Source organism: Vagococcus elongatus, from assembly GCF_003987645.1.
GTDB classification, from domain to species: domain Bacteria; phylum Bacillota; class Bacilli; order Lactobacillales; family Vagococcaceae; genus Vagococcus_A; species Vagococcus_A elongatus.
In genome coordinates this window covers 1-26,597 of record NZ_NGKA01000008.1, presented here as the reverse complement: position 1 = coordinate 26,597, position 26,597 = coordinate 1, and the positions used below count along the sequence as shown (strand labels likewise).

Here is a 26,597-nt window from a genome sequence, read left to right as displayed (position 1 = left end):
AACTCTTCTGGAGTATAATTATTCCTTGCCATGAATCTTCTGCTTAGTTGCAGCTGGTAATGTTTCAAGAACTTCTCTAAACCCATCAGTATCTTTAACATTAGGAAATTCCAGTATCTGACGTTCGATTAAATAGCTTCCATTTCCTTCGCTGACTACAGCCGACTGTAAAGCTGATTTAAGAGATTCTGATATGATATTGCCAAGTTCATCTGCAATATTTCTGAATCCTTCCTCAAATCTAAGGCCAACCTTGTCAACAAGTGCTTCATATTCTTTACTTATTTCACCGTCACCCATTCCAGAAATAATGTCCTTATTACTGTTTAGGTACTCTCCGTAAATTCTAAGAATTTCATCGAAGTCTCCAGTGTCAATTCCAGGGATATCATCTAATACAAAGCCGTATGCTTTTTTCAAGTCATTTAAGGCATTCATTAAATCATCCTCAGAGCTAAATTCTCCATCCCTTGCTTGATCCAAGATATCAGAAAGATCTTTGAAGTAGTCTTTTCTTTGATCGTTTTTAAAGTCAATCAAATCTAATTCTGCTTTTTCTAAGTCCTCTTTTACCTTGTCGATTTCTGTCTGATTAGCAACATATTGCCAGTCCCACGTACCATCGTCATTTCTAACAAGTGTCTGAACGTCTCGCTCATTATTAAGGTTATCCAGCTTTTCTTGAAGCTCTAATACAGTCAATTGTTTATCTAGATACTCTAGATCTTTCTTAGAAACAGCTTCCTGTCTGTCTAGCGCCTCAAGCTTTTTATCATAGAGATCACTCTCTAAATCAATTGCTCTTCTTCTAACCTTGTCGAGCTCTAACTCTTTTTCAATCCCTGTAACCCATTTATCTTTGAAGTTTTCCCATTGTTTTAATGTTTTTCCATCAAACATGCCTTTTGCAATGTCGTCCTGTAGAACATCTAAACGATTTTCCATCAAGTCCTTATTAGCTTCTAAAATATCAACTGTTAGGTCTTTCAAGCTTCCTCTAACATCATCAATTCTATCTTGAAGAATCTTCCATTCATAGCTGCCTTCTCCAACCTTCTTTTGCTCCTCAAGCAATTTAGCTAGACTAGATCTGGCAGAGCCGTACTCATTTATTTTAGATTCGTAAATTGCCTCTAGAAGACCAGTTTTACCGCTGTTGTCTTTACTTATGGCTTCTTGTATAGATAACAGGTATTCAATCTCTTCCGTGTAATCTGAGGCCTTTTCAGCAAGCTTGTCCATTAAATCGAACTCTAATTCATATCTGCTTTTTACTGCTTCCTTGATTGAGTTTTGGGCTTCTGTTATCGCATCCTGGTAATCGGCTAATGATCCCTCAAGTGACTCTCTTTGAGAGGTTGTCAATCCTGTATCATTTAACATTTCATTGGCTTGCTCTGCAGCTTCCTTGTTAACTTGAATTATCTTACGATACATATCCTCTTGAAGTTTTAGTTGCTCTACGATGAAGCCATGAGTAATTGAGTCCTTCTCCGCCTGTGTTTTGGCGTTCTTAATAGCTTCATCGTATCTTTTAGACATTTGACTATATGCCTTCGTATAATCATTGTTTACCTTCTCTAATGATTTAGTCCATGCGGTATAACTTCCGTCTTTCTCTACGCTTGTTTTTCCTAAGACATCAGAAGGTTTTATGGAATTTACCTTTGATACTTTGCCATTAGAGAAGTCTGACTGCATTTTCAACAATTGATCATATTTATTCTTCTCAATTGTAAGTACTTGATTAGATACCTTTGCAGTTCTATCGATGTTCTTTTTAGAATATCCATCGAGGGCTTCATTCAATCTAGCTTCCAGTGCGAGTCTTTCTTCAAACTGCTTCTCAAGTTTTGTCTTTCTACTTAAGTCAAGCTTGTCAAAACTTGCTGTTCCAAGGTCACCAAATGATGTGTCGCTCATCAAGCCTTCTTTGAGGTTTTCGATGTTTGATTTTACTTTACCTAAATTTCTCTCCATGATGCTTGAGAATTTATCTAGGTCGCTGTTTAATCTATCCATCTGTATATCTTTTATTCTAGAGTTATATTCTATAATAGCATCTGCATTATTTAATATCTCTGTCTTAAGATCCTCTAGCTTGCCTTTGACATTTTCCGCATTTTCATCGTGCTTAACATACATTTTAGATAAAGAATTAAACTCATCAGTAAGAAGAGATATACTATTCTTACTCATATTTAATCCTTCTTCGTTCATTGTAAGTTTAAGCTCGAAATCAGCGTCATCAATTAGAGATATCTTTTTGTTTGATATATCCGTATTGTTCTTAATCGCCGTTAGTAATGCATCAGTTTTCTTAAATCTACCGTCTAGAGCTTTTGCCTCTTTAGATTTCTCAGCTGACTTAATGTCATCGTTTATCTTAGTCTTGTCGTGTTGAAGGCTAAGTATCTTACTATTTAGGTCGTTGATTTGATTATAAAGATCTTTGTACTTATTAAGGTTTTCATTAGCCAATGTAACAGCATCTTCGCCCTTTATACTCTTCGCATGACCTAGGTTTGTCACCTTGTTGCCGCTAGTTTTGAATCCTTGCTTTCTCAAGTCTGAAAGAATTGCATTCATTTCATCCTGTTTGGCTCTCTTCATATCTTCGTTATGTCTAATTTGTTGCTGTGTCAACGAAATTTGTTGCTTATAAAGGGAGATAAGTTTAGTTTCATTATCTTTTGCGGCATCTATTGAATGTTTTAGTTTCTCCATAGAATTTTCGATTGGAAGTCCGTTAAATAGCTCTTTGCTCCAATATCTCCAAACGTCTTGACTAATCTTGTCGTTTGCATATCTAGGATTACCTTTAGATCCAGATCCTTTGGACATTGACTTGTTAGCACCTTCGACAGCTTGACCTACAGCCTGTGCACCAGTAGAGAATGATGATGCAATGCTTTGACCTATGGAGGCAGCAATTGATTTACTTCCTTTGCCTTTTACTGTAACGCCAGAAGCAGCTAGTGCTTTTAACGATGTTAACGAAGCATCTTCGACACCCTTAAATGTTATATTAACAACCTTTCCGTCCAGTGTTGATACTTGCGTTTGAACATTTGATGCGACTGTGTAAAACTTACTTCCATCCGCCATGATAAGCACATTTGGATCTGACTCATCAACTGTGACGGCTTTTTTTTCTATGTTAGCAAGCGTGCTTTCTGCTGTTTGCCCGTCTGCTGTAACCACAACTTCAACTTCGCCAGCTGAGCTCTCCATAACTCCGACAACACCCTGTAATTCACTTGCGGCTTGATCTCCGTCAACTCCAACTGGAATTTTTATTGGTGGCGGAGGTGTGGCAGCAATATTCAATTTGCTTGCAAAGTCTAAGGCAAATTTAGCCTCTGGTTCGACTGGAATTTTAACAGACGTATCCATTAGGGCTGCCGTAATTTGTGTTGACAAACCACTTGTTGTTCGACTGTCAATCTCCGCATTCACTTTTGCTGTAGCCTCAGTGTTCTCTGCGGCCGATATGATGTCGTTCTTAATACCAGATGTATCTCCGACAACCTTCGGATTAAGTTCCATCCCTGTAATTTCCTGTATAATAGATAATGCATCAGTTTCATCTACTTCCAGTTTCATCATTAGGCTCATGATCTCGTTAGCGCTCAGTTTATCCATATTTTGAACCAATTCGTCAATTGTTAATATTCCATCTGACGCACCGTCAACCTCTATGTCTATTTTCTTGAATAAATCTGCGTCGTCTATAGCTGCTAGCTTTTGACTAAAGTCTAAGGCCTTTTCTATATCAACTTCGCCAGTTCCTTCAACAACCAACTCAAACTGTTTGGCAACGGACTCTGGAAGGTTATAGAAGTTATCAAGTTCTTCTATGTTTACAAAGCCGTCTTCCTTAACTAGGTTGAATTTTATCGCCAGCTCCTTATCAGCTGTAGATAGACCATCTATGTCGGCTTGCATATCTGCAAGAACCTTCCCCCAGTTATTTCCAGTCTCTTCGGCGAATCTCTGAGTTACACCAAGTATAGACTTTCCTTCGTCACCCCATGTGGCTAGCTCTGCAACATATGCGGCTTTTGCACCTCGCATACTGTTTACTAAATTATTTATCTCTTCATCGGTATATCCGAGACTTTCTTTTGCGTATTTTCTTACGCTATTCTCGACGGCTCCACCAGTCTTGTCTAGTTCGGCGTTCAATCCCTCTAGTGACTTCTTGACATTTTCTGTATTCTCACCCCATGCCGCAGTGTCATTTGAAATTGACAAGAATTTACCTCCAGGATCTAGTGTTTTAATCAATTCGTGCTGTTCTTTTGATAGAACTCCACCATTTTCAATTACTTTATTTACACCTTCTAAAGCAGTTTTTCTAGTATCAATACTTCTAAGTTCTGTTGCCATTAGTCTAACAGACTCTTTGTTTAAAGCAGGAGGAAGCACATTATCTTTTGCGCTTGCGACTAAATCGCTCCTCTGACCAAGTAGGTCGTTCATCCTTTTAGTATTCTCTTCGGCAACCTTTGCTGCTTCTGGAGACATCCACTTCTGCTGCTCTGGCGTAAATAGATTTTGCTGCATCATCTGAGTTACATTCTTGGCCATTTCGCCATAAGTCATAGTACCTTCATTTACAGCTTGACTCCAGCCCTGGATAATCTTCTTCTGTTCTTCGGCAGCCCCAATTGGTAGCTCATGTTTTTCGTCAAGTTCAGAAAGTATATCATTACCAGTATACTTCGTACTCTTCTTAACAGCTTTATTTAATTCTTTACCTTTTTCAGCATTAATTCTCTTAGCTGATCGCTCAACTTCCGCCATTTTTTCAAGAATCTCGTCAATATTATTACTATCAACTTTGATATCAAGTCCGTACTCACCAGCAAGATCTTCGATTTGTTTCTTGTATCCTTCAAACTCACCTTCTGTGAAGCTGATTCTTTGAACTGGCTTATCTCTTCCTTCTTGCTCTGCAAGCTTAGTTTCCTCTTCCAGTTTTTTACGCTTGTCTTTAATGGTCTTATCTAGATTAGTTTTAGTATCTTCAACCTTTTTGTATGTTCTAGCAGAATCAAGTCCATCCTTAACGACCTCGTTAAGCTTTTCTTGCTCTTTTCTATACTCGGAAACTTTTCGTTTTGTCTTGGCCATGCTGCCGCCCATATCATTTATGGCACGTCCAATACCTCCAAATACATCAACGCCAGCCATTTGAAGTGCAGTCATTCCAATTAATGCAATATTTAGGAAAGGTATAAATTTACCGAACAGTCCGATTACTGATCCAAGACCAGTCGCCATACCGCCGAACATTTTTCCTCCGCCTTTGCTGAACGCTCCTAATAGCTTGCCGCCTTTTCCTCCACCTATAATTCCAGAAATTACGCTTAGGTTTCCAACGACTCCGCCCATAGTGTCTCCAATTGCTCCAAATCCCTTGTTAACCATCTTCAATCCAAGATAGGCTCCACCAAGTTTTAAAGCATTTTTAACAAATCCCATAAACTGGTCATTAGATGCTAATTCATTGGCTTTTGCCAAGCCGTCAGTAAGGATTCCTAAAACCCCATTAACGCCCTCTCTACCACCAGCTATTGTATGCAAGAACTTCTGCCATTCTGCTGTTAGTTGAGCCGTTTTGTACTGAATAGAATCTTGTTGACTCTCGAACTCTTTGAAGGCAGATCCACCCTCTTTATTTGCCAGATTGATTTGATCTTGAGCCTCGGCAGTTGCTTTCTGTGCTGCATCCCAGTTCTTAACAATACCTTGTAGGATCGCTGCGTGGTTTTTACCTGCCGCATACGTTGTGGCTGTTGTTCTATCATCGCCATCAAGCTCTCCCCATTTAGAAGACAAGTCGCTTAAGATGTCATATGTTGATCTTAATTCGTTATTCTCATCTTTTAATGCAATACCCTTGCTAGCAAACCAGGCACTTCTTTCTTTGTCGGCCTTTGTCATACCAGAAGACATTTTACCGAAGTTGATATCGATTGCTCTTAGGGCAGTACCGATTTTTTCTCCTCCAGCTCTTGTTGACTCTTGACCTGCCGTAATCATACCAGTAAGTTGTGCAAATGAAGTTCCAGCGGTCGATGCTGTTGCTGCCGCTCTTGAGTATGCAGCTCCAAGATGTTCCATTTCTATGGCGTTATTATTAGAAACTTCGTTCATTGCATTGATAACATCTGTGGCTTCCAGGGCACTATCCTTATAAGCATTAAGTGGAACGGCCATATAATTAACCATGTCTTCTTCATCAATATTACCTACAAATGAACCCATTACCGAAACTTTGGCAAGCTCGTTAGACTCTGAAAGTGTCTTACCAGTCGTTAACCATCTTGCTACCGATCCAGCATATTCATCAGCTGACTTACCGACAGCTGCGGCTTGATCATACAACCCAGCATTAAAGTCATTTAACACTTTTGTAGGAACATCAGCAACCTTTTGAATATTAACTACCTGCTCGTCAACTTTCGCTAAGCTGTCATAGACAGTCATAAATGCTCTTTTGGCCGTTTGAGCCACTCGAATTGGATCAATGTTTACAACAGAGTTAAATTTCTTCTTACCCTGCTTACTATCTTGTCCACTAAGTTGACTTCTTGTAGCCGACTGTTCAGCTTCTTCATAAGAGGCTTTTCTTGTTGCTTGTACCTCTTCCAGTTTAGCCTTGTTGAACTTTTTCTGAGCAGTAATAGATTTCTCTATTGCAGCCTGTTTAGCTTCTTCGCCTTTGATAACCTCATTTATATAGCTAGACTCTTTAGTTCCAGCTTTACCTAAATCCTTTTTAAGACTAGACACTTTTTTAATACTTGCTTCAAGTGACTTAAATGCATTTTGTTCTTTTCGAATAGAGGCTTCTTCTGACGCTCTAGCTTGAGTTATTTTCTTGGTAGCATCATACTTTTTCTCTAGAGACTTAAGTTCCGCGTCTCCAGATTTTGTGATGTTACCCTTTTTATTATGCGATTTTAGCTCTTGATCGTATATCTTTTTGCGAACAGCCAACTCAGATTCAAGCATTCTGAGGTTGTCATTTTCTTTTACCGTTGCTCCACCAACTGTTTTCTTTGCACGAATATCGTCGGCTTTTTGTTCAAGTTTTTGAATTTCTTTTAAATCCCTCTTCATATCTTGAAGTGCAGCCTTTTGAGCGTTCACTCTTGCTTTATCTGCACTCTTGGCATTCATTAGAGATTTATTGAAGTCCAGTGTCGACTTATTATCAGCACGAAGAGAGTCATAAGCAGCTCTTTGTTCTTTGGTAAGATTTTTCATAATACCAGTTTGCATTTTTAGAGCATTGCTCTTTTCCCGAACTTTTGCAATCTGTTTATCATAAGCAGCGCTCTCATCTGAACCAGCGCTCTGCTGTTTCTTTGCAAGTCCGTAAATTTCATTTTCAAGCTTAACAACTTCACTTAATGTCGCCTGTCTCTGCTTATCTATGGCTGCCTGTTGCTCTTTCTGGATTAAAGCCTTTTGAATAGCTATATTAGATTGAGCTGATGCCTCAGCTTTTGCAACTTCCATATTTTTAGTAATGTCTTCGCCGAATGTATTCTTATAATCCTGTTTTAATCCATTAATGGCGCGCTTGTTAAGTTCGATGATTTTATTATTTGCTGCGACTACCTCTTTAGAAGCAGTTAGGTTATCTCTTTCAAGCCTTCCAACCTCTTTAGTGTAATCAATTACAGCTTTGATACCAGCAATCTTATCTGTATATGTGTCGGTTTTTACAACTTCTCCATCTACAGAACTCTTAACTTCCTTTTTAAATGCATTTACTTGAGTAGTTACCTTTTCAAGATTATGTAATGCATCATCTGCCGTCTTGATTTGTTCTTTAATTGTCTGCTGAGTCACTTTACTCATTGAGCCAGAATCTTTCATTAAAGCTTTGATATAATCTCCGTTTTTCTGCTGCGATTCATGAAGCTTTTGAGATTTCCCAGAAACAAGTTCTTGAAAACTTTTATCTAAAGTCTTACTTGGATTGAATTTCATTTCTAAGCCTTTTTCAAACTCTTTTCTGAAATCCTTGTACATAGTCGTAAACTCTTGAAGTTTCTTTTGACCATTCTTTAAGTCTACTTTAATATCTACTCCAAACTCTCGTCCTTTAAAGTAGTTATTTATCTGTGAACCCATTTTGGCAAGACTGTTTTTATCAGCTTGAACATTGATTTTTAGGTCAATGTCATTCTTCATGCCACTCCATTTTTTCTTAAGATCGGCCTCCAATTTTGATTTTGAAGGCAGGTCAATTTTTACATCAATTCCAACGGTTTTTGCCATTTAGTGAATCACACCACCTTTTAATTAGTGTGTTTCGCTATTTTTCTTACTCCCTTTTCTCTCTAATTCGATTATCGAATCGAGTGTTTCGGACTGGTCTTTCTTCTCTGTATAGAATCTAGATGTCGTGTCCAGCGACTCATGGTTAGCTAATGTCTTCGCCAAGTTAATATCGAATTTAGCAACTTGGTTAATACGGCTTTTTCTAATACAGTGTGGGCGGAAATCTCCTAGCCCGACAATATGACCAATCTTAACTACTCTGTTATAAATCGATTGCGTAGACATTCCTTTCCATTCGCCACCTAATTGTACAAAGAATAGCTCGTCACAATCGACTCCCTTAGCTTCTCTGTACTCAACGAATTGTTCTAGTAATGCCCTGGTTTCATCCGTAAATGGAACACTTACAATCTTCCCACGCTTCTCACGAACTCCAACAAATCTATTGCCTTCAAGGTCTAGATTACTAATCTTTAACCCTTTTAATGCACCGATTCGACAAGCTGAGTCGTAAGCAACATGCCACATGATCTGATCTTGCTTATCATAGTCCGTCGCACCTTCTTCATCTACAAGTGACAGCTCTTGGCTAATCTCTTCTATTTCTTCAAGTGACAGGAAATACTCTGCAATGATCTTTTCATCATTGGCACCCTTCATTCGATCAAGTTTATTTTCGAATGGATGGCTTTTAATTTTTCTACGTTTCGCAGCCCACATATAAAATGAAGATACTGCGGCGATTTTATTATTAATTGTCTTTTTGTTGTTTCCAAGTTCCTCCTGGAGAAATACAATATAATCCTCCATTACATCAATCATGTTTTCATCTAGGAACTCTTCATCTAAAATATCAAAGTTATCCCAACGCTCCATAATAAAGCAAAGGAAGATGTTGAAATTACTCTCGTATACTTTATATGTAGTTTTAGCAACGTCTCTATTTTTAACAATGCTAGTTTTTAAATATCTTTGATACTCTTTAATGTTGCCTGGATTGATTTGCTCCATCCTTGCCTTTGTAGCATATCGAATCCTTTTTCTTGTAGCCTTGCTTTTGTAGGTTAGTTCTTTTTCTTCACTCAATGTAATCGCTCCTTATATTAAATTACACGAGCTTCCCAACCTCTTGCCCTCAAAGCACCAGCAAGTTTTCCAGCTAGTGATCCATCTAATTCAGATGTAGCACTCTCAAAGAATCTTGCAGCTTTTCTCCGTGGTACAATCCTACTTGTAATACCGTCGTTTAACACTTCGGCCAAACCATCAGTCATATTTGCTCCCATTCCTCCACCTCTTGATGGAAAACCCATATGCACGTTAAATCCTTTACCTAACGAGCTGGCTATCCCCATCTTTGACGAGTTTATGGTTATTTTAAAGCTCACCGATGATCCACTCTTATGGACGTCAGTAACCTCTACCGCATTTAAGAACTGATATGTACGATTGTAATACTGAGATCCGCCACCGCTATATACACTTCTCATTATGTGTTTTCTTAAAACCTGTTCACAGTAAGCCTTAACTTCACCCTCAACCGCCGATGCAATATCACCAGCTAATTGAGCATGAAGTTCGCCGACCGACATTACATTCATTAGTCGTTATTCACGTTGATATCAAACGTTTTGTTCATTCGTTTGATAACGTCCTCTGGAGTTTCATCACCAGGACTTAATGGTGCTGTCATTGGTACGCTTGAAGTGATTTTCTTTTCTGTCGTTGTCCCCTCCGACTTTTTAGCGGCATTTGATGCTTCTTCAATTTCTAAAAATCCCTGTGTCTCTTCAAAGATTTTTGCCATTTCTTTTTCGTGACGTCGAGCTGATAATTCATCTAACTCCTTTTCTGCTTCTTTCGTTCGCTTCTCGATTCCATCAATTCCGTCGAGAGCTGAAACAGTTGTCATAATTTTTTGTGCTGCATGTTGATTGAAACGGAATGTCTCAAATTCGAAATCCTGTTCTACCATTTGTTGACGAACTGATAAAATCGTTATTTTATAAACTTCCAGAATAATCTGAGTAATTACAGATGTCGCCTGGATTAAAGCAATTGATGGATTATCTGTGATGTCCTCAATCTCCTCATCAGTCAAGTCTTCAAATCCTTCTAAATCTGTTAAAAGTGGATAGATTTCTCGAATCATTTGTGACTCACCAACCTTGATTTTAACCTCACCACTAGAATCTGTTTCGATCATATCCTCCTGCATACGTAAAAGTGTATTCACATCTTCTTTGCTCGGCTCATAAACAATGACCGACATATTTCCAGATGAGCACACCTCACGAACTCGTCTTTCCTCCCCTTCGCCATTGCGAAGTGTTTTAAATTGTACCATTCTTCTCTCACTCCTATGTTGTAATTAGTTATGGCTTTTAGAAAAAGAAGAAAGACGCAATATCTCTCTTCTTTATCGCCCATAACATAATACTATACCAAAAATATTATGTTGTCAATACTTATGCTAATTTATTTTGTATCCGAATCTTTTTCATTAGGATTCTTGCCATTATCTAACTGGCTCTTGGCACTGTCTAGGTATTTTGTGATAAATTTTGGTGCTCCTGGTGCCCCAAGCTCTTCTGCATTCTCAACAATACTCATTAATTCCATAACAATTAAGTATGATACAACGAATGTTTTTGCAACTGGGGTGCCGAATGTTAGAAGGCCGTCTATTGCATTACCTACTATAATATATAGCCATCCTCCGAACTTAGACTTAGCACCTTTTTTTAACTCACTTGAAGACAGCTTTCTTCCTCTCTTACCCTTTGTTAACCCAGTTGCAACATCTATCAATTGTAACAAAATTAACAGGCTCATAGCATCAGTCCAACTTCCTATTAATAGACTTGATATACTTATACCAAAAACAATTAAATGGTCAAAAAATGTCAATGTAGACATCTTTTGGATAGTTCCAATTATTAATTTACTAACCATTCCGTACATTTCTATCTCCCTTAGAAGATCCCTTTTACTAAAATACTTTTCGCTATATACTAAAAGACTAAATCATAAATGTAATTCCTGTAATTAAACCTATAGCGAAAGTTATTGCATATACTAAAACTCGCTTGCTTGCTTTTTTGTTGCCTCTTCGACAACAAAAGATACGTCTTCTCTAATCTTTTCTGGTACGCTATCTATAGATCTTGTCCCCCTCATTACGTGGTCTGCGTACATCATTATAAGATTTGGAAATCTTTCCATGTTTCCTTTTCTATCCATTTATTTCACCTCCTCGTATAGTATTATTAGAATCATTTTTTGATTCTATGTATATTCAAATCACTTTGTGTTTTAGAATTGTATTAAGCAGATAGAGGTCATCCGTCACCTCCTTGAAGCCCTGTCTTCCTTCGAAAGATTGATGCCTCTACTCTTGAGACTAGTACATGTATGAGCTAGATAGAACAACGTTTCTGAATATCTAACGAGGCTATGTCGTCCAAGAGTCATAGAGGGTAGCTTACTATCTGACAAATCCTAATGAAAGGAATTGATTTTTATGTTCTTTGTTGGTATTGACATTGGTAAAAGAAATCATGAAGTTGCTTTAGTTGATGAAAAAGGATCCCCTATTGGTAAAACATTAAGAATTACAAATACTAAAAAAGGGAGTCTGGAACTTCTTAATTTCTTTAATAAACACGATGTTAATGTTGATAATGCAATGATTGGAATGGAAGCCACAGGTCATTATTGGTTAGCTATTTATTCTTTTTTAAATGACTTAGATTTTTCAGTAACTGCTTTTAATCCTATTCAATCAGATGTTCTTCGAGATTTTTATATCAGAAAAACTAAAACTGATGCCATTGATGCTGTACTGATTGCTCAAGTAATTAGAATGGATTTGCCTGAGAAAACGTCTTTACCTACGGAAGACATCTTTCGTTTAAAACAACTGGAGCGTTTCCGATATAGTTTGGTAGATAGTTCATCTGACTTAAAGAGAAAAATTATTACTTGCTTAGATCAAGTTTTTCCAGAATATGAAAAGATTTTTTCTGATATTTTTGGTTCGTCTTCCACTGAAATCCTTCTAAATTCGCCATTACCTGAAGATATTCTTCAACTAGATACTGAGTTGTTAATTGAAACAATTCATCTAGCGAGTAAAAAGAGGTTTGGCATAGAGCGTTCTGAAAAGAAAGTAATGAAACTTAAAGAACTTGCTTCTAATTCCTTTGGAATTTCAATTGCTGCAGACGTCTTTAAACTTGAGATTCAGATAATGCTGGAACAGATTAGATTAATTGAACGGCAAATTATCCAAATTGAATCTGAAATCCATGAAATTATTGCAACACAGGACAATTACTTAACTACAATTACTGGAATTGGTGACATTACAGCTGCAGTGATTATGGGCGAAATTGGAGATATCAATCGTTTCAAAAAACCTAGTCAATTACTTGCTTTTGCCGGTTTAGACGCCTCAGTTCATCAATCTGGTGATTTCACAGGAACTAAAAACAAACTGTCTAAACGTGGGTCTCCCTATCTTAGGCGAGCCATTTGGCAAGCTGCTTTTATTGCAGCGTTTCATGACCCTGCTTTATCCATCTATTACCAAAAATTAAAACAACGTGGTAAATCACATGGTACTGCAGTTGGTGCTGTTTCAAGAAAAATGGTTAACATCATTTTTGCTGTTTGGACTCAAAACAAGCCTTATGAAGTTCATTTACCTAAAAATATAGATGTAAATTAATTTTTTTCTATTATTTTTAGGTTTATTTAAGTTGCTTAAAAATAAATATCAAAATCAAAAAGTATTTAATAACTTTCACTTGACTATTTAATAGCTAGCTTTGTTTTATGATAATATCAAATCAATTGCTTCCATTACTAGCTCTTGAGATTGCTTGACTTGATTCTCCAAATCTTTATTTTCTATTGACGCCACTCTCAATCTTTCTTTTAAGTTTTCTATTTCATCTAAAACATTTACGCTTTCTTCTTTTTTGATATATTTTTCAACGTTTATCTCTTTACCAAGCAAGAAGTCTGCTATAAAAACCTCATAAGAGTCTTTGTCGTCAATTTCTGAAAGATGACTTGATATTTCAATTATTTTATCAAATTCAATATGGCTATCATCTATAATATTTTTTAAAAATGCTATTCTGTTTACTAGGACAAACTCGCTTAACGCTCCATTTTTTTGAGATTCGTACATTTCTTCAAGAAATATTCTAGTAAAGTCATCCCCTTTAATTTCGATCAGTCCATTCATATAAACACTCCCTTTTCTAATAACTATCAGAATTTTCTACAAGATACATCATATCTATGGTTAAATAAGATCCAACATTCGCATTAGTCCACTGGCCAGAAGAACCATGCCTCGAAGTGCTAATAGTTCCATCAGATCCGACAGCTACCCAATGGCTGTTGCCTCCAGACGCCTGGTTTTTGCTTCTGGCAATTATATTTCCATCTGGGCGAGCCCATTTCGGTATTGTCCCCATTTTTATAGTGTTATTCCCATTTATTACGGATGTATTTGAAAAGGCTCCAGTTAACATTACAACACTCCCCATTCTAATCACCAAAGGAGTGTTGCTAGATCCACTTCCAGTGCCGTATTTCGTGAATCCAGACGCTGGCTCTATCTCTTCCTGTTTGTAAAATCCTCCAAGATGTCTCCATTTCCCCCAGACACCTTCGTAGAAATTTCTAACATAAGTTCTTGGAAACTCATCATGATAAATAGAAAGTGTTTGCCTTACCCCAGCATGTTTTTCTACTAGCAGTGAGAATGACCAATTTTCTGGAGTATTTTTTATAGTTTTAGCCTCCGCATTTGATGGATTATAGTAAAAACCTACATTGTTATAGTTATCCAAATCTGAATTTGATGGAATGTATACTGACTCGAATCCATTTGACAGATTTAATTTTCCATCAATATAAACATCGCCAGACACATCTAGTATCCCGTTCTCTCTATACTTTCCGATCCCTATCCCATTATCTCGATCAATATGCATTAGTTGTTTATCAGTTCCGACAATGACAATTCCAGACGCGCTATTTAACTTATCGGATATCTCCATTGTAATCTCATATGATTTATCTACTGCATATCCACCAAATGTATATGTATTTGTATCATGTGTTATATCTCCTACGCTGCCAGTCGCCCCACCAGTTCTTGTTAGCGAGTAAGAAATGGTATTTGATCCAACTTCAGAGTATGTACATGACTTAGTAACTACTATATTTGTACCTTTTCTCTCTGCGTTGAAGCTGTTAATCTTAGGTGGCTCATATGCATGAATTGTAATTTCCTTACTAGATTCAGCTGTTCTCCCCCTTGAGTCTGTTACAGTTAGCTTGGCTGTTTTTGCACCAACTTGTCCAGTCATTCCAGCTAAGTTCACTACTGTATTCCCACTGTTAATACTAGAAAAACCAGTTATATCGATTGTAGATTTAACAATAGACGCTCCATATTGAGAGGAGGCGCTACTAGTGCATTCTATCTGAGAGTTACCCTGTAGAAAATTGTTAGCAGCTAATCCAAGTGTTGAAATTTTTGTATTCTTCTCAACTGTAGAGAATAGAGAGATTGTTGGAGTAACAGATGCTGGAATATTTACTTTTACAGAGTATTGTTTAACACCTATCTTTGAGTTTCCGTTATATGTATCTAGCCACAGCGTTACGTTTATAGATGTTGCTGTGGTGCAATGCTTCATCAAGTCTAGCGGTATAGTCCATGTTGGAGTCGTGCTATTCGTTTTGGCTACTGCATTACCACTAGTACCGTTGATATTATAATTAATTAAGTGGGTGAACGATCCACTTGCTCTAGAAATATTGAATTTAACAGTCTCACCAAAATTAAGAGAGGTTGGTGAGACAGACATACTAGAACTTCTGGGGATAGTATTTAGAGTAATACTTCCATTTACATTGTAACTCCCAAGGTTGATACCAGTTGAGCCAGACCCACCAATATTCAAGCTTTTTGTTCCGTCCGCATTATGGGGGACTGTAACAGTTCTGCTCCATATTACTTGTCTACTTGTATTTCTCATATCAATAGCTCTACTAGATGTTGCGTTATTACCATTTATAGTAATAGCGACATTATGTCCTCCTAAGTTGTATGGATACCAGTAGCTATTTGATTTTATAAAAACTAAAGAGACTGTTACGGCAGATGTATTATTGGAAATATTTTGCGTTGCCTTCCACTCTAATACTGGTTTCACATTAGTAGCTGCCGTTCCACTAAATGTTCCATTTATAACTCCACTTAAAGCCAAATTATATCTCTCCTTTTATTTTATCTAAATTCTAATTAATCTATTCAGAGAATGTTAAAACTGTACTTCCGTTACCTTTGTTTTCGAATATGTGAGATCCAACCTGGAACGAGTCTGTCATAATACCTTTTTTGATATACAACTGTTGTTTTGAGAAGTAAGCAACTTCTACACCACCATCAAAGAATGATATTTTACCTCTACCAATTCTTACCTCCATTGAGTCAGCGCTTGATCCTATACTCATAAAAGCGTCATTAGGTTTCTCTCCACGTTTAAATGTCATGAAATGAAGCATGTCTTCAATCTCTTTATTATTGCTTCCGACCTGCTGAACAATATCACCAAGGGTAACTCCAAATTCATTCGTCGTTTGTTCAAACTTACCGAACCTTGTTACTAGGCCATTTTCTCCGTCCATAACATCATGTAGTTTATCTAATTCCGACCTGGCTTCATCGAACTCTTCGCTGGTGGCCATGTCACTCATGTATTCCTGGTATTCAGATGAGCTAGAAACCATACCGTAAATTTCATCTGGTGTTAGCTTAAATTCGACATCTTTTCTTAAAACGTCTATTTCATTTAACACGTCCTCTGGTGCTGGATGCCAGTCAGAAACAACTGTCCCCTCTGCAATCATTGGCTTGAAATAAACAAAGTCAATCTCATCCCCTGCCTTGTCAGTCATAAAGTTTAACTGCAGATGAGCTCCACCAGTACCTGTCCCATAGATAACAACTCTTTTTATTTCCTTTGGTTTAACCCAAACATTGTTTCCCATGTTATTTGAAAGGATGAGGTTGTTTTTTTCATGATTGTTCTTGATGTATATGGAATGTACATAGGAAACACCATTCTTTGTAACTTTTTCAGGATCACCCTTGTTTGTGTTAAAAGTTGCAAAAATTTGTTTAGTTGATCCCTTACCTTTAAAGCCATGGGCTTTTTTAGTTTTCCACTCATCAACAGTAACATTCTCAGTTTTATCCCATCCACCATTGAACCCATATAAACCAATATGTCTGCCCGTTGAGTCTAGTATTAAGTTTGTAGCACCAATTTCAATACCATCGACTTTCTTCTCGACACTTGAAAGTTTGCTTGTAACTTCTTTGGCCGTTTGTTCAATTTGAGTTTTATTTGCTTGATTATCTTTTTTTACCTGTTCAACTTCTTGCTTAAAACCGTTAGCAGTCTGTTCTAATGATGATATCTTTTTATTCGATTCAGATAGAGAATTTTGCGTTGCCATGTCATCAATGGCTGGCGTCCAGTCTGTCGATTTTGTACCTATTTCTAGCTTTATGTTCTTTACAACAGGCATATTTCCAGTATCATATGTACCGTAGAATGCAAGTAGAGCTTTCGTTTCATCTTTTTTGCTAATTAATGGCTTTAACGATTCAAACTTATATCGCTTGTAACTTTCAGTTACTGAAACTGTTTTATTTACAAAGCTATATTTGGTTCCACTTCCATTTTGCATGTATACTTGAATTACATTCGTCTTTGATGTATTTTTCGATTTAAGATCCAAAGACAACGAGTACGTTTTGTCTAATCCATATTTTTCAAAAATAGGAGCTAAGTCAAAAGTTGTAAAAAACTCTCTACTATAACCTGTCCATTCCTTATCGCTATCTGAAATTAGGTTGACTGAACCTATCTCCATACCGTCAACTTTGCTTGAAACCTCTGCGACTGTTTGCTTGAAACCTGTTGAGTCTTGCTCCAATTTACTGATTTTTGTAGATGTGTCTTTAAAATCGTCATTGGTTGCCATATCCTCTGGTGCAGGAGACCAATCGGTAGGAACATTACCTTTCTCAAATTTAAACTTTCCATTTTTTAAGTATCTTGATCCAATTCTTATATACTTCGCATTTTCTGGAGTTTTTATTACAATCGAATCATATGTCTCACTATCTTTAGGAGTATTTCCATAGTATTTAGAATTTCTAGCACCTATTGGTTTTTTATCCTTGTCATAGAAAGTCCATGCGCTCCAGTTTTGAAGTAGTTTGCCATCTATCTTCGTCCATATCTGATAGATATAACTGGTCGATTCGTCAACTTGTATAAAGTCAGATAGAAGATTTTGCTCATCACCTGTTCCTGGAATGTTATTTGTATTCAAAAACTGCTCAGTAGCTGTTGATCTTATAAAAAGGTTTCTTCCCCCGACAACAACATTATCGAATAAAGGAGTCCAATCATAGTCCTTTGGATTGTTGCTTTGTTTTTCATTGTCACTAACATATGTACCAATAAAACGCATATCTTCAACAAACTTTGTTGTAAAGTCCAATCCTCCATCACTAGAATTAGACCACGCTCTATGTAGATAAGAGTCACGACCATCGCTAATATTTGCAATGGTCATTTCTCCTCTAGATATTACTCTAGTCATATTAGTCTACAACTTCCTCAATGTAGTCAATATAGCTATCCATACCATATCTACCCCATAGGTATTCTATTGGATTTTCGCTTGTTTCGTATGTGATGGTTTTAAGTTCGTTTTCAATCATGATTCTCGCTTTATATTCTTTCATTACGCCTCTACCTCCACCTTAAAGTTTGCTTTTGAGTTAACGTCAGCATTACCTACCGTTAGACTCTTGCCTAACTTGTGGGCTGTGCCAGCTCCTCCAAATGTTGGAATCATTTTTCCATCTTCCCATTTAGTCCATTTGTAAGTGTATTTTTTACCATCTGAGTCTATCTCTTCTCCGTTTTGAAACAGCCTTGCAGTTAAGATTGTTGATCCAGAACCATTCTTTAAAATGTTTCCATTAGTCGACTCTACCGTTGTCATAATAGGATCGTCCATGTCTTTTAAAGTTATATATTGCTTAACTTTTTGTCCGCTTGTGCCTCCCGCAGAGTCGGTTAAAACTACCAGATATGTTTGAGAGTTGATGACCGCATCTGGGAATACTGTGAGAACTCCTTGTGACGTCGTTGAAACATCGAATCCAGTATTGACAGTCTCTCCAGATGTTCCAGTTATTGCTGTGATTTTTCTCCAACCAACACCAGCGTCGGCATCTTGGGATATTACTACTTTTGAGTCTGCTGCAAACCATTTAAACTTCTTGTTCCCAGATGAGATAGATCCATCTTTGTATAAATCACAGTTAACTTTTAAACTTGATGGTGTATTATTTCTAAAGAAATCTCCATTCGGTGCGTAAACGTTTGGAATGATAGAAGCTTTGGCCAACTGAACTAGAGTCAAGTCAATAGTTGCTTGGAAGCTAATCGGCAATGATGTATTAGGATCAGTCCAAATACCCTCTACTTTCCAAATAATTGCATTATTTGCTGTCGGAACATTTGTTTTAGTTGTTAATACGCTATTGTTTGTCGATCCTTTGAACTCAATGTCTTCTTCTGTCGTCGATGTAATCTCCGTAGATTTATCGCCAACAATTTTAGTCCACTTAACTCCAGACACATCTTCTCCAAGTAGTGACCCCGTGCCACCTGCCCTCGTTAGGTTTAAAGTTAATTTTTGTGGCGTTGTAGCATAGTTTGGTGAATATGTTAGTGTTGTATTGTTATATGTTTGTCTCGTCGTCTGCGAAGAGCTGATCCATGCATTTAGCGCTGGTGCATCGTATAAATCTACGATCGTTATCTGTCCTGTTGATATTACTTGTGCCATATTATTATTGCTCCTTAGTTTTTAGTATTTTTTCCGATAGTTCCATGTCTATTGAGCAGCTAAATGTTGCCCTCTTATAAACATCTTCGTTCGTTATCTCTATGCTTTTTCTTCCGCCAGCATACTTGTCGTTCCAAATCTTGTCTGAATCTTTATCTTGTGATGCTCTATTCCATATAAAACATGCCGAGTTTAAATCCTCTGTAATGTCCTTTGACCCCTTATAAACAAAGGCAAATAACTTTGTTCTACCATTTCCATTTCTGAAAATTGAACCCTGTGATGATATAATTTGAATGTTATATGCATCTTCTCCAGGTGTTAACTCTATCTCTTTAATTCGCCTCTCTACAGCTGTCGCTACCTCTGAAATTTCTTTTTTAAACCCCTTAGAGGTATTCTCTAATTCGGATTTTGAGACGGTGTCTCCTTCCACTTTCTCTATCTTCTGAGAAATTTTTCCAGCCTCTAATTTCCACTGAGTATCCATAAGCTTGACGCTACTGTTTGTTTTGTCTAATTCTTCTTTGACGTTTTTTATCTCAACACCATCTGCTTTTTGAGAGATTGCTGTTTCTAGCTTGGCTATTATTACTCCGCTATCTCCAGGTGACGGCATCCAAGACTTATCTGTGATTGATCCAATTTTTACAGATACATTAGTAAATCCAATTCCGCCGTTTCTTTGAAGGGATAGTCTAATTCTAGCTTTTGCCACATCTTTTCTATCTGCCACAAGTATTCCACCAAGTCTTGAATTATGACCATTAACAGATACGCTTATCAACTCGCTTAATTGATAATCTTTGAAGTGCAACCTATTATTCGACTTGTCGTATAACTCAATTCTAACTGGCTTTTTAACGTCGTACTTACTGATGTCATCAATGAACATGTCTAAGCCAAAACTCATCTTCGCATCTTGTTTTACTGGAATATATTCGCTAAATACAGATAACTCCATATCAGCAGTTAAACCGCTTCTACTAGTGTAAATATAGTTTCTACCAGCTTTACCTACTACATTCCACTCTTTTCCTGCAGTCCAGTTAGCTTTGTCATTAAAAAAATTACTATTAGATATTAAGTTAACATTGCCGTTTTCCATGCCGTCAAAAATCTCTGTCATATCTTCTCTGGTGATTTTTGACTCTAGGGATTCGGCTGTCTTAACTAACTCATTGCTTAATCTCTTAGTTTCTCCGTCAACATCCTCTACCTTTTTGATTGTTTCCTTTTGAGAGTCTGACAACGTTTCTATCTCATGAGTGTTTTTCTCTATACCCTTTTTGGTTTCAGATACACTCTCAGTAACACTTTTTACACCATCGGCATTTTCTTTTACTGTATGGCTCAATTTCTTAACTGATTCATAGCTATCATTTAGATGAACATTCCATCCAGTCGCATTTGATCCATCCTCTAGTTTTGATCCAGCTAGGAACATTTTGTGTGATGTCGACAGCCCACTTGACTGGAAACTAATTGTACAAGTTCCATTGTCTGGAGCTACGATAGCTACACTGTATCGTCTCCATGTTTCACTTACATCCTTGTTGTCGTCAACGCTTAGTGTCTCTGTGACTGAAACTTTGTTAGAGCCAGAAATTGTAACTGCAACGTTAGACTTTCCGCCTTTAGTAATCTTAGCCCACACGCTAGCTTGATACGTTCTTCCCTGCACCAAATCGCTTACAGCGGAGATCATTTTTGCAGAGCTGTTAATAGAAGCAACCGTGCAATGCTGATATGTTTCTTGAAGAATTTCCACTCCAGATGAAGAATCTTGATTCCATCCAGTCCAGTCTAAAGTCCCCATGATTAAGTTAGGTCGATATGTATCAATAAGATTGATTTCTTTTCGAACCTCTTCTTTAGTCATCGTCTTCTTTAAACCTTCTGCTGTTTTTTCAACAGAATTTTCCAAAGTAGTTACGCGATCTTGTGCTATATCCCATTCTTTTCTCTTGATTGAATCCTTTACACCGTCTACTGTTTCTTTAAGAGTCTTCTCGTTTTCGGAAACTTGTGTTTCTAATAGGTCAAATTGACTACTTTTTACGGTCTTTTCAAGCTCTCCAGTTACCTCGTTGTACTTTTCAGTAACCTCATTATAGTTAAGTTTAACTTCTGAAAGATCTTTCCTTGCCTCGTCCAGACCTGCTTTTGTATCGGATATTTGCTCCTTAGCTGCAGAAACTTCATTTTTAATAAACTCAGTTGTTTGAGCTATCTCCTGCTTAGTTTCCTCCATTCGCTTCTCTATCTCGGCATTAATTTTTTCATAGTCTACTTGAGGTATCTCTTTTAAAAGGCCTTCTATCTGCTCTTTTTGCTTTTCGTTTAATCCTCCGCTGCCGATTTCTACTTTTAGATCTCCCAATCCGTTTTCGATCTCAACAAGCTTATCATTTAGATCCTTTATAACTTCACTGTTCCCGCCACCAATCGCTAACTCATTTATGGCTGAAACGATATCAGTTTTAACTTTTGTTTTTAACTTCTCTATATCGCCAATGTCCTTAACTGTAGCGTAGTGGTATTCGCCGTTTAATAAGTATTTAACTACTGGTTTCATAAACAGTCCTCCTTATCTTTCGATAAAAAGGACTCTCAAACATTACTTCGAGAGTCCAGGTTGTTCTTCTTAGTCGATCACTTTCATGTCAGCTAAGATGTTTTCGTTGTCTGGGAACAAGTCAAACGTGATAGACAAGCTTGTTGGCTCTGTCGAACTTTGCGTTAACGTAAAGTTAGGTTGTGGTTTAGCATTTTTGAAGTGCATTTGAACCAAGTTGTCAATTCCTGTTTCTTGCTCACGGATTTGAGCGTCTGCAATGATTCCGTAGTTACCAGGGAATTTATCTGCAGCAATTGTTAACTTGCGCACTCCAGGAACCATTTCTTCAAAGTAGATAGCATAATGCTCTCCAGGGAATGCGTTTTTATCAAAGATTACTTTCCCCTCTTCGAAAGTAAATGTCGCTAATCCTTCTCCAACATCATGTAACTTACCTTCTACAGCTAAAGCTTTCTCGATGTCTTCTTCTGTAGCACGAACTGGCTTACCAGTTGAAGTTCCTTCTGCAGCAGTTGTAGCTTTTACTTGAGCAGATGGTGCAGAAACACCAATTGTGTTTACAGCTTTGATTACATAAGTGTATTCAGTTTCTGGATCTAATCCACTATCAGTAAATGATGTAGCCTCCACGTTACCAACTTTTTCGTCGTTACGGAAAATATCATAAGAATCAGCTAACTTAGAAGTAGCCCAAGTGATTTTTGCCGACTTGTCAATTGCAGTAACAACAACGTTGTTGGTAATTGCTGGCACTTTAGAAATATCAGAAGTGCGGTTTTGTAATGGTTGACCAATGTGATCAACGTAGTCAGCGTCAACTGGTACAACTGATACTGAACTTCCTACAATGTTTTTTCCTTCACCTAAATTGAATTGACGAGTTGAATCTAATGTAATTGGTTTACGTTGGATAACTCCAGAAGTTCCGTTCTCAACGTCAGAACCCATTACTAAAGCTAATAATTCTAATGAGAATAATTCTGTCTCAACTGTTAAAACACCTTCACGAGCAGCATCCCAACGAATAGCTTTTGTACCTTTCTTAGTAGCGTATACTGCCTCAGCAGACCACTCACTTGAAGTCGCGTTAGCGTAGTTAATAAACATTGCTGGGCGACCAGTCTTTTTATCAAACAAGATCATGTTTGATGCATCTTTCATACCGTAAATTGCCATTTTTCCTTCACCTCTATAGTGTATTTTTTAAATTATGGTTTCCTTCCAATGTGCTATCTTAGTATCCGTCTCAAAGTTTGGAGAAGCATTTAACATCCATCTGAGTTCATAACCTTCTTTCTCCGAAAGCAAGATACTTAGTTTACAAAAATGAAAGTACGTCATTTTTCTTATCTCATTAATTGGCAGATAACTATTATTACTGATTGATAAAACCAGTATTTTATCTGCCAGTGTTCCTTTGCTTCTTTTCAGTCTCTTTAGCCTACCCTTATACATATTCATCCATACCTTGTGTCTGGTTGGAGTCATATTAAGAGGTGCTATAAAATCACTGTTAGGTTCGTATGATGTAATCATAGAAACTAATTCTGCTATATTCTTAAACTCTTCTTCGTCTATAATCCACTCTGGCGAAGTGCAGATGATTTTTCCATTTGCTAAGAGTTTAAATTTCTCTTTTTTTATTCCAGTCCAATACTCAAGTGATTCAAAAAGTAGCTCTTTACCAGTTACCTTTCCTTCACCAAAATACATTCCTAGAAAGTTATTATCCTGCATTTCCTTGTCAATCAAGATACTTCTAATCGTTGGATATCGCAGTTCTAACTCATCTACCTCTGGGAACTGAGAAAACATTTCCCTTGTACTCGTTACAAATATGCTGCTATATTTAGTAAAATTTGATCCCTTAGCAACCTCTTCTACAGTTGGATTTTTAAATGAAATATAATCGCTGATTGGTATGCTTGTTTGGAATAGCAGGTCATATTTATCAATTTCATAACTCACTTGAAGTCCACCACCTTGAATGACAAAGTGTATCCTCCAAATTTATTATTCTGAGTCCATAACTCCAGGGCTGTGTCTAATCTCAATGTACCCATCCCATATTCTGAACTCTCTTGGAACAAGTCATAAACCCTGGCAGCCAAAAGGTCGTTCCTATATCCGTCTTCTGTATTCATAATTGCCATGTCGCAAAGAATATAAAATGTGATATAACCCATAACGTAGTCATCACTAAATTGCCTAAATGACTCCTGGGGTTCGAAATGTGATATGCCGATTGAAATATAGCTGCCAGTCTTTTCAACAACCTCTGGTACATATCTGTAGCCAATTAATTTTGAGTTAACCAAATCGACTTGCTGATCATCTGTTAAAGTTTTTCTACTCAAAGCATCTTCTGAGTCATAGAAAAGCAGTTTCGAAATTTCGTCATCTTTTCTAAGCGTGTCTAGGATATCCATTTTCCATCTTGTGATATTCATCAACGCTCCAGACCGTTTACCTCTCTTCGGCACGTTCATTTTTTCAATTCGTCCCATTCTTATCTCACCATCCTTTAAAACCGACTAATTATTTTAAGATTCTTACTTACGATTCCGCTATTCTTAGTTTTGACAATTAAATTTGCTATTGTTCCAACTAACCTAGCGTCATCTTTGACTCTTAGAGTCATAGTTGTGCTGTCTTTTTCTTGAATAGTAAAAGGTGATGTGGTACCTCCAAGTGATTCAATAATCCACTCTTCAACTTGATCATCTTTACTAGATTTAAAGACATATGTTCTACCGATCCTTAGTTTTTCGTCGCCAATTATTGCTATCTCTTCTCCAGACGGATCTTCTTTTTCTTGATCATCCTTTTTCTTTCGATAGTAATCAGCAATTCTAAGCTCTGTATTATCGTATGTTTCCGATATCGTATCCTGTTCCAATAAGTAGTTTATTAGACCTTTTCTAGATACGTTATCCATGAACATTACGTTATAGACGTTATCTCCAATGAAAACTCTGTCTTGAACTTTCAATGTCTTAGTTTGCTCATTGTCTTGCATATACATCATCATTTTGGCATTTACTACAGCGATATTATTCCCAGTAAAACTAACACCAAGCGTATATAGCGTCTGGTTTTGAACATAAGCTCCCCAGCCATTTCCGTTATTTACAATTTTTCCATTATCATCAATCCATCTAATCTCTTCGTTAACTTCTTTGATTTTCAGCTGTTGATGAGTTGGAATTGTTTTAAACTCTTCTGTAAACACCAACCATTTAGAGTCTCTCCATACAATGTAACTACCTACATTACACACTGTTGAGTTTGGCAAGATTACATACTTATCATCGGACAAGTCTTTATTGTTGGACTGTGAGTGATCCTGGAATACAGCAAATGTACTATCTCCATCTATTTCGCACTCCTCTTTGTTCAAGGCATTCTTGAAATATGTTTCAAAACCTCTAGACTTTCTAAGGAGTGTTCTATCATAGTGATTATCGCCATAGCCTTTGATTCTACTCTTATACTTTTGAATTGAATTAACCATTAGTTAAGCAGCTCCTTAAACATGTCTTCATTGTTATACGTGTAATCAATCTTGGATCTACTTAACTCTTCGCTGTGTGCTGCATACAGTCCTCTTAGCTCTTTTATATAAGCCACACCTTGAACTGCATGATAATCTCGATCTCCGATCTCTTTGCGCATAAGCTCTTCACTATTAAGCTTCTCTCCAACCCATTCTAATTTCATCGCCTTGGCGAATAGCAGCTTCTCAATCATTGTCAACTCTCTTGAAAATGCCTTGCTTTCTGTAGAAAGGTTTACATCACCAAGAACTGAATATATGTGAAGATATCCATTTAATAGATATTTTTGTAAGACATCCTCCACAACGCTCTCTTCGGATTGCGCCAATCCATAATCATCTATTTGTGATAGAAATAGATCATAAACACCCTCAAATTTGGTTGCTGTCATTTTGTCACCTCCTTCTTACTTAGAAGATGCAACGTCAGCCCAGAATGATGAAACGTCATCAGACTTAATACCAGCCGCCTCCGCAACAATATTCATTTTATTAAAATCATTTAAAATACCTTCTTTATGAAGATAAACAGCTTCTCTAATTAAAAACTTACCGATTTTGCTTTTCTTGCTATTCATAATCTTTTCCAAGTCTTCTGATTCACATTCCACTAGGAATTTCTCAACATTCTCTTGTTCAATTAGCATATCTTTTGATCCAGTAATAGAGGCCAATTCCTTGTAACCATCATCCAATCTAAGCTCTCTAACAACATCTTCGATCGTTAGGTCATCATCTTCTACTCCAGTAATTAATAACTCAAAGTCGCCTAATATAGACTTACTACGTGATGACATTTGTTTCAGTGATGCAAAGTCAATGAAGTCATCGTCTCCGTTTTCTTGTAAATCAATCACAACTGTTCCTGTTTTATTACTGTAATGAAAGCTTCCGTTTCTAACTGTGCTCATTACCGTAATTTCCGTATCTTTATCAATTCTTTTTCTTGTCATTTTAATTCCTCGCCCTCTCTTTTTTCGATAATATCTAGGGAAATTAATCCCTAGATGTAAATACTTATGGCTTATTTAGTGATTTTGTACATTCCATAAACAGATACTTGACCAACTTGGATACCCATTTTTTTCAATGTAACAAACTCATTTTGTAAGTCAGTACGTGCTAATGCATCAGTGTCATTGACAATTGCTTGACCTTCTAAGACAACAGCAACGATTTTTT

Annotated in this window: 19 protein-coding genes; 1 reads left to right on the top strand and 18 read right to left on the bottom strand. The window is 37.1% G+C overall.

Annotated features, from left to right (window positions below):
• Positions 1-18: 18 nt before the first annotated feature.
• From CBF29_RS06225 to CBF29_RS13725, 6 genes are all read right to left on the bottom strand, one after another.
• Positions 19-8,304: a phage tail tape measure protein gene (locus CBF29_RS06225; protein WP_126808554.1), complete on the bottom strand. Its 8,286-nt coding sequence runs from the start codon at positions 8,302-8,304 to the stop codon at positions 19-21.
• A gap of 24 nt (positions 8,305-8,328) precedes the next feature.
• A complete protein-coding gene (locus tag CBF29_RS06220) occupies positions 8,329-9,393 on the bottom strand; it encodes a tyrosine-type recombinase/integrase (protein ID WP_126808552.1) in 1,065 nt (354 codons plus the stop codon).
• A gap of 17 nt (positions 9,394-9,410) precedes the next feature.
• The gene (locus CBF29_RS06215) at positions 9,411-9,797 is read right to left on the bottom strand and encodes a hypothetical protein (RefSeq protein WP_126808550.1); all 387 of its coding nucleotides are present in this window, start codon (positions 9,795-9,797) and stop codon (positions 9,411-9,413) included.
• A gap of 110 nt (positions 9,798-9,907) precedes the next feature.
• The gene (locus CBF29_RS06210) at positions 9,908-10,654 is read right to left on the bottom strand and encodes a hypothetical protein (protein ID WP_126808547.1); all 747 of its coding nucleotides are present in this window, start codon (positions 10,652-10,654) and stop codon (positions 9,908-9,910) included.
• A 131-nt stretch (positions 10,655-10,785) separates the two neighbouring features.
• Positions 10,786-11,271, bottom strand: coding sequence for a phage holin family protein (locus tag CBF29_RS06205; protein WP_126808545.1), 486 nt, complete (start codon positions 11,269-11,271; stop codon positions 10,786-10,788).
• 114 nt (positions 11,272-11,385) lie between these two features.
• A complete protein-coding gene (locus tag CBF29_RS13725; protein WP_170170009.1) occupies positions 11,386-11,550 on the bottom strand; it encodes a CD1375 family protein in 165 nt (54 codons plus the stop codon).
• Between the two features lie 280 nt (positions 11,551-11,830).
• Here CBF29_RS13725 and CBF29_RS06200 point away from each other — a divergent pair, with 280 nt between their 5' ends.
• Entirely contained in the window at positions 11,831-13,039 is a 1,209-nt protein-coding gene (locus CBF29_RS06200) for an IS110 family RNA-guided transposase (RefSeq protein ID WP_114290583.1), read from the top strand.
• Positions 13,040-13,144: 105 nt separating this feature from the next.
• Here CBF29_RS06200 and CBF29_RS06195 read toward each other — a convergent pair whose 3' ends face one another.
• The 12 genes from CBF29_RS06195 to CBF29_RS06145 all read right to left on the bottom strand — a co-directional run bounded on the left by CBF29_RS06195 (position 13,145) and on the right by CBF29_RS06145 (position 26,368).
• Positions 13,145-13,564 (bottom strand): hypothetical protein, encoded by a 420-nt coding sequence (locus CBF29_RS06195; RefSeq protein WP_126808542.1) that lies wholly within the window; start codon positions 13,562-13,564, stop codon positions 13,145-13,147.
• A 16-nt stretch (positions 13,565-13,580) separates the two neighbouring features.
• Positions 13,581-15,605, bottom strand: a complete 2,025-nt coding sequence (locus CBF29_RS06190) for a DUF859 family phage minor structural protein (protein WP_126808540.1) — start codon at positions 15,603-15,605, stop codon at positions 13,581-13,583.
• A 40-nt stretch (positions 15,606-15,645) separates the two neighbouring features.
• On the bottom strand, positions 15,646-18,018 hold the full coding sequence (locus tag CBF29_RS06185; protein ID WP_126808538.1) for a hypothetical protein: 2,373 nt from the start codon (positions 18,016-18,018) through the stop codon (positions 15,646-15,648).
• Between the two features lies 1 nt (position 18,019).
• The gene (locus CBF29_RS13720; RefSeq protein ID WP_170170008.1) at positions 18,020-18,163 is read right to left on the bottom strand and encodes a hypothetical protein; all 144 of its coding nucleotides are present in this window, start codon (positions 18,161-18,163) and stop codon (positions 18,020-18,022) included.
• The gene (locus CBF29_RS06180; protein WP_126808536.1) at positions 18,163-19,278 is read right to left on the bottom strand and encodes a hypothetical protein; all 1,116 of its coding nucleotides are present in this window, start codon (positions 19,276-19,278) and stop codon (positions 18,163-18,165) included. Before CBF29_RS06180 ends, CBF29_RS13720 begins: the two co-directional genes overlap by 1 nt.
• 4 nt (positions 19,279-19,282) lie before the next feature.
• Complete coding sequence (locus CBF29_RS06175; RefSeq protein ID WP_126808533.1) at positions 19,283-21,856, bottom strand: carbohydrate binding domain-containing protein; 2,574 nt, start codon at positions 21,854-21,856, stop codon at positions 19,283-19,285.
• 69 nt (positions 21,857-21,925) lie between these two features.
• A complete protein-coding gene (locus CBF29_RS06170) occupies positions 21,926-23,035 on the bottom strand; it encodes a fibronectin type III domain-containing protein (RefSeq protein WP_126808531.1) in 1,110 nt (369 codons plus the stop codon).
• Between the two features lie 27 nt (positions 23,036-23,062).
• Positions 23,063-23,827 (bottom strand): hypothetical protein, encoded by a 765-nt coding sequence (locus CBF29_RS06165; protein ID WP_126808529.1) that lies wholly within the window; start codon positions 23,825-23,827, stop codon positions 23,063-23,065.
• Positions 23,824-24,366 (bottom strand): hypothetical protein, encoded by a 543-nt coding sequence (locus CBF29_RS06160; RefSeq protein ID WP_245987287.1) that lies wholly within the window; start codon positions 24,364-24,366, stop codon positions 23,824-23,826. Before CBF29_RS06160 ends, CBF29_RS06165 begins: the two co-directional genes overlap by 4 nt.
• A gap of 17 nt (positions 24,367-24,383) precedes the next feature.
• A complete protein-coding gene (locus CBF29_RS06155) occupies positions 24,384-25,373 on the bottom strand; it encodes a hypothetical protein (RefSeq protein WP_126808527.1) in 990 nt (329 codons plus the stop codon).
• Entirely contained in the window at positions 25,373-25,807 is a 435-nt protein-coding gene (locus CBF29_RS06150; RefSeq protein WP_126808525.1) for a hypothetical protein, read from the bottom strand. Before CBF29_RS06150 ends, CBF29_RS06155 begins: the two co-directional genes overlap by 1 nt.
• A gap of 15 nt (positions 25,808-25,822) precedes the next feature.
• On the bottom strand, positions 25,823-26,368 hold the full coding sequence (locus CBF29_RS06145; protein ID WP_126808523.1) for a hypothetical protein: 546 nt from the start codon (positions 26,366-26,368) through the stop codon (positions 25,823-25,825).
• Between the last annotated feature and the right edge of the window lie 229 nt (positions 26,369-26,597).

Excerpts from the sequence above, each read along its gene's own strand:
- CBF29_RS06160 (WP_245987287.1), bottom strand. The coding sequence starts at position 24,366 with ATGGGACGAATTGAAAAAATGAACGTGCCGAAGAGAGGTAAACGGTCT.
- CBF29_RS06225 (WP_126808554.1), bottom strand. The coding sequence starts at position 8,304 with ATGGCAAAAACCGTTGGAATTGATGTAAAAATTGACCTGCCTTCAAAA.
- CBF29_RS06200 (WP_114290583.1), top strand. The coding sequence starts at position 11,831 with ATGTTCTTTGTTGGTATTGACATTGGTAAAAGAAATCATGAAGTTGCT.
- CBF29_RS06170 (WP_126808531.1), bottom strand. The coding sequence starts at position 23,035 with ATGGCAATTTACGGTATGAAAGATGCATCAAACATGATCTTGTTTGAT.
- CBF29_RS06155 (WP_126808527.1), bottom strand. The coding sequence starts at position 25,373 with ATGGTTAATTCAATTCAAAAGTATAAGAGTAGAATCAAAGGCTATGGC.
- CBF29_RS06205 (WP_126808545.1), bottom strand. The coding sequence starts at position 11,271 with ATGTACGGAATGGTTAGTAAATTAATAATTGGAACTATCCAAAAGATG.
- CBF29_RS13720 (WP_170170008.1), bottom strand. The coding sequence starts at position 18,163 with ATGAAAGAATATAAAGCGAGAATCATGATTGAAAACGAACTTAAAACC.
- CBF29_RS06210 (WP_126808547.1), bottom strand. The coding sequence starts at position 10,654 with ATGGTACAATTTAAAACACTTCGCAATGGCGAAGGGGAGGAAAGACGA.
- CBF29_RS06215 (WP_126808550.1), bottom strand. The coding sequence starts at position 9,797 with ATGAGAAGTGTATATAGCGGTGGCGGATCTCAGTATTACAATCGTACA.
- CBF29_RS13725 (WP_170170009.1), bottom strand. The coding sequence starts at position 11,550 with ATGGATAGAAAAGGAAACATGGAAAGATTTCCAAATCTTATAATGATG.
- CBF29_RS06180 (WP_126808536.1), bottom strand. The coding sequence starts at position 19,278 with ATGGCACAAGTAATATCAACAGGACAGATAACGATCGTAGATTTATAC.
- CBF29_RS06185 (WP_126808538.1), bottom strand. The coding sequence starts at position 18,018 with ATGACTAGAGTAATATCTAGAGGAGAAATGACCATTGCAAATATTAGC.
- CBF29_RS06195 (WP_126808542.1), bottom strand. The coding sequence starts at position 13,564 with ATGAATGGACTGATCGAAATTAAAGGGGATGACTTTACTAGAATATTT.
- CBF29_RS06145 (WP_126808523.1), bottom strand. The coding sequence starts at position 26,368 with ATGACAAGAAAAAGAATTGATAAAGATACGGAAATTACGGTAATGAGC.
- CBF29_RS06150 (WP_126808525.1), bottom strand. The coding sequence starts at position 25,807 with ATGACAGCAACCAAATTTGAGGGTGTTTATGATCTATTTCTATCACAA.
- CBF29_RS06175 (WP_126808533.1), bottom strand. The coding sequence starts at position 21,856 with ATGAAACCAGTAGTTAAATACTTATTAAACGGCGAATACCACTACGCT.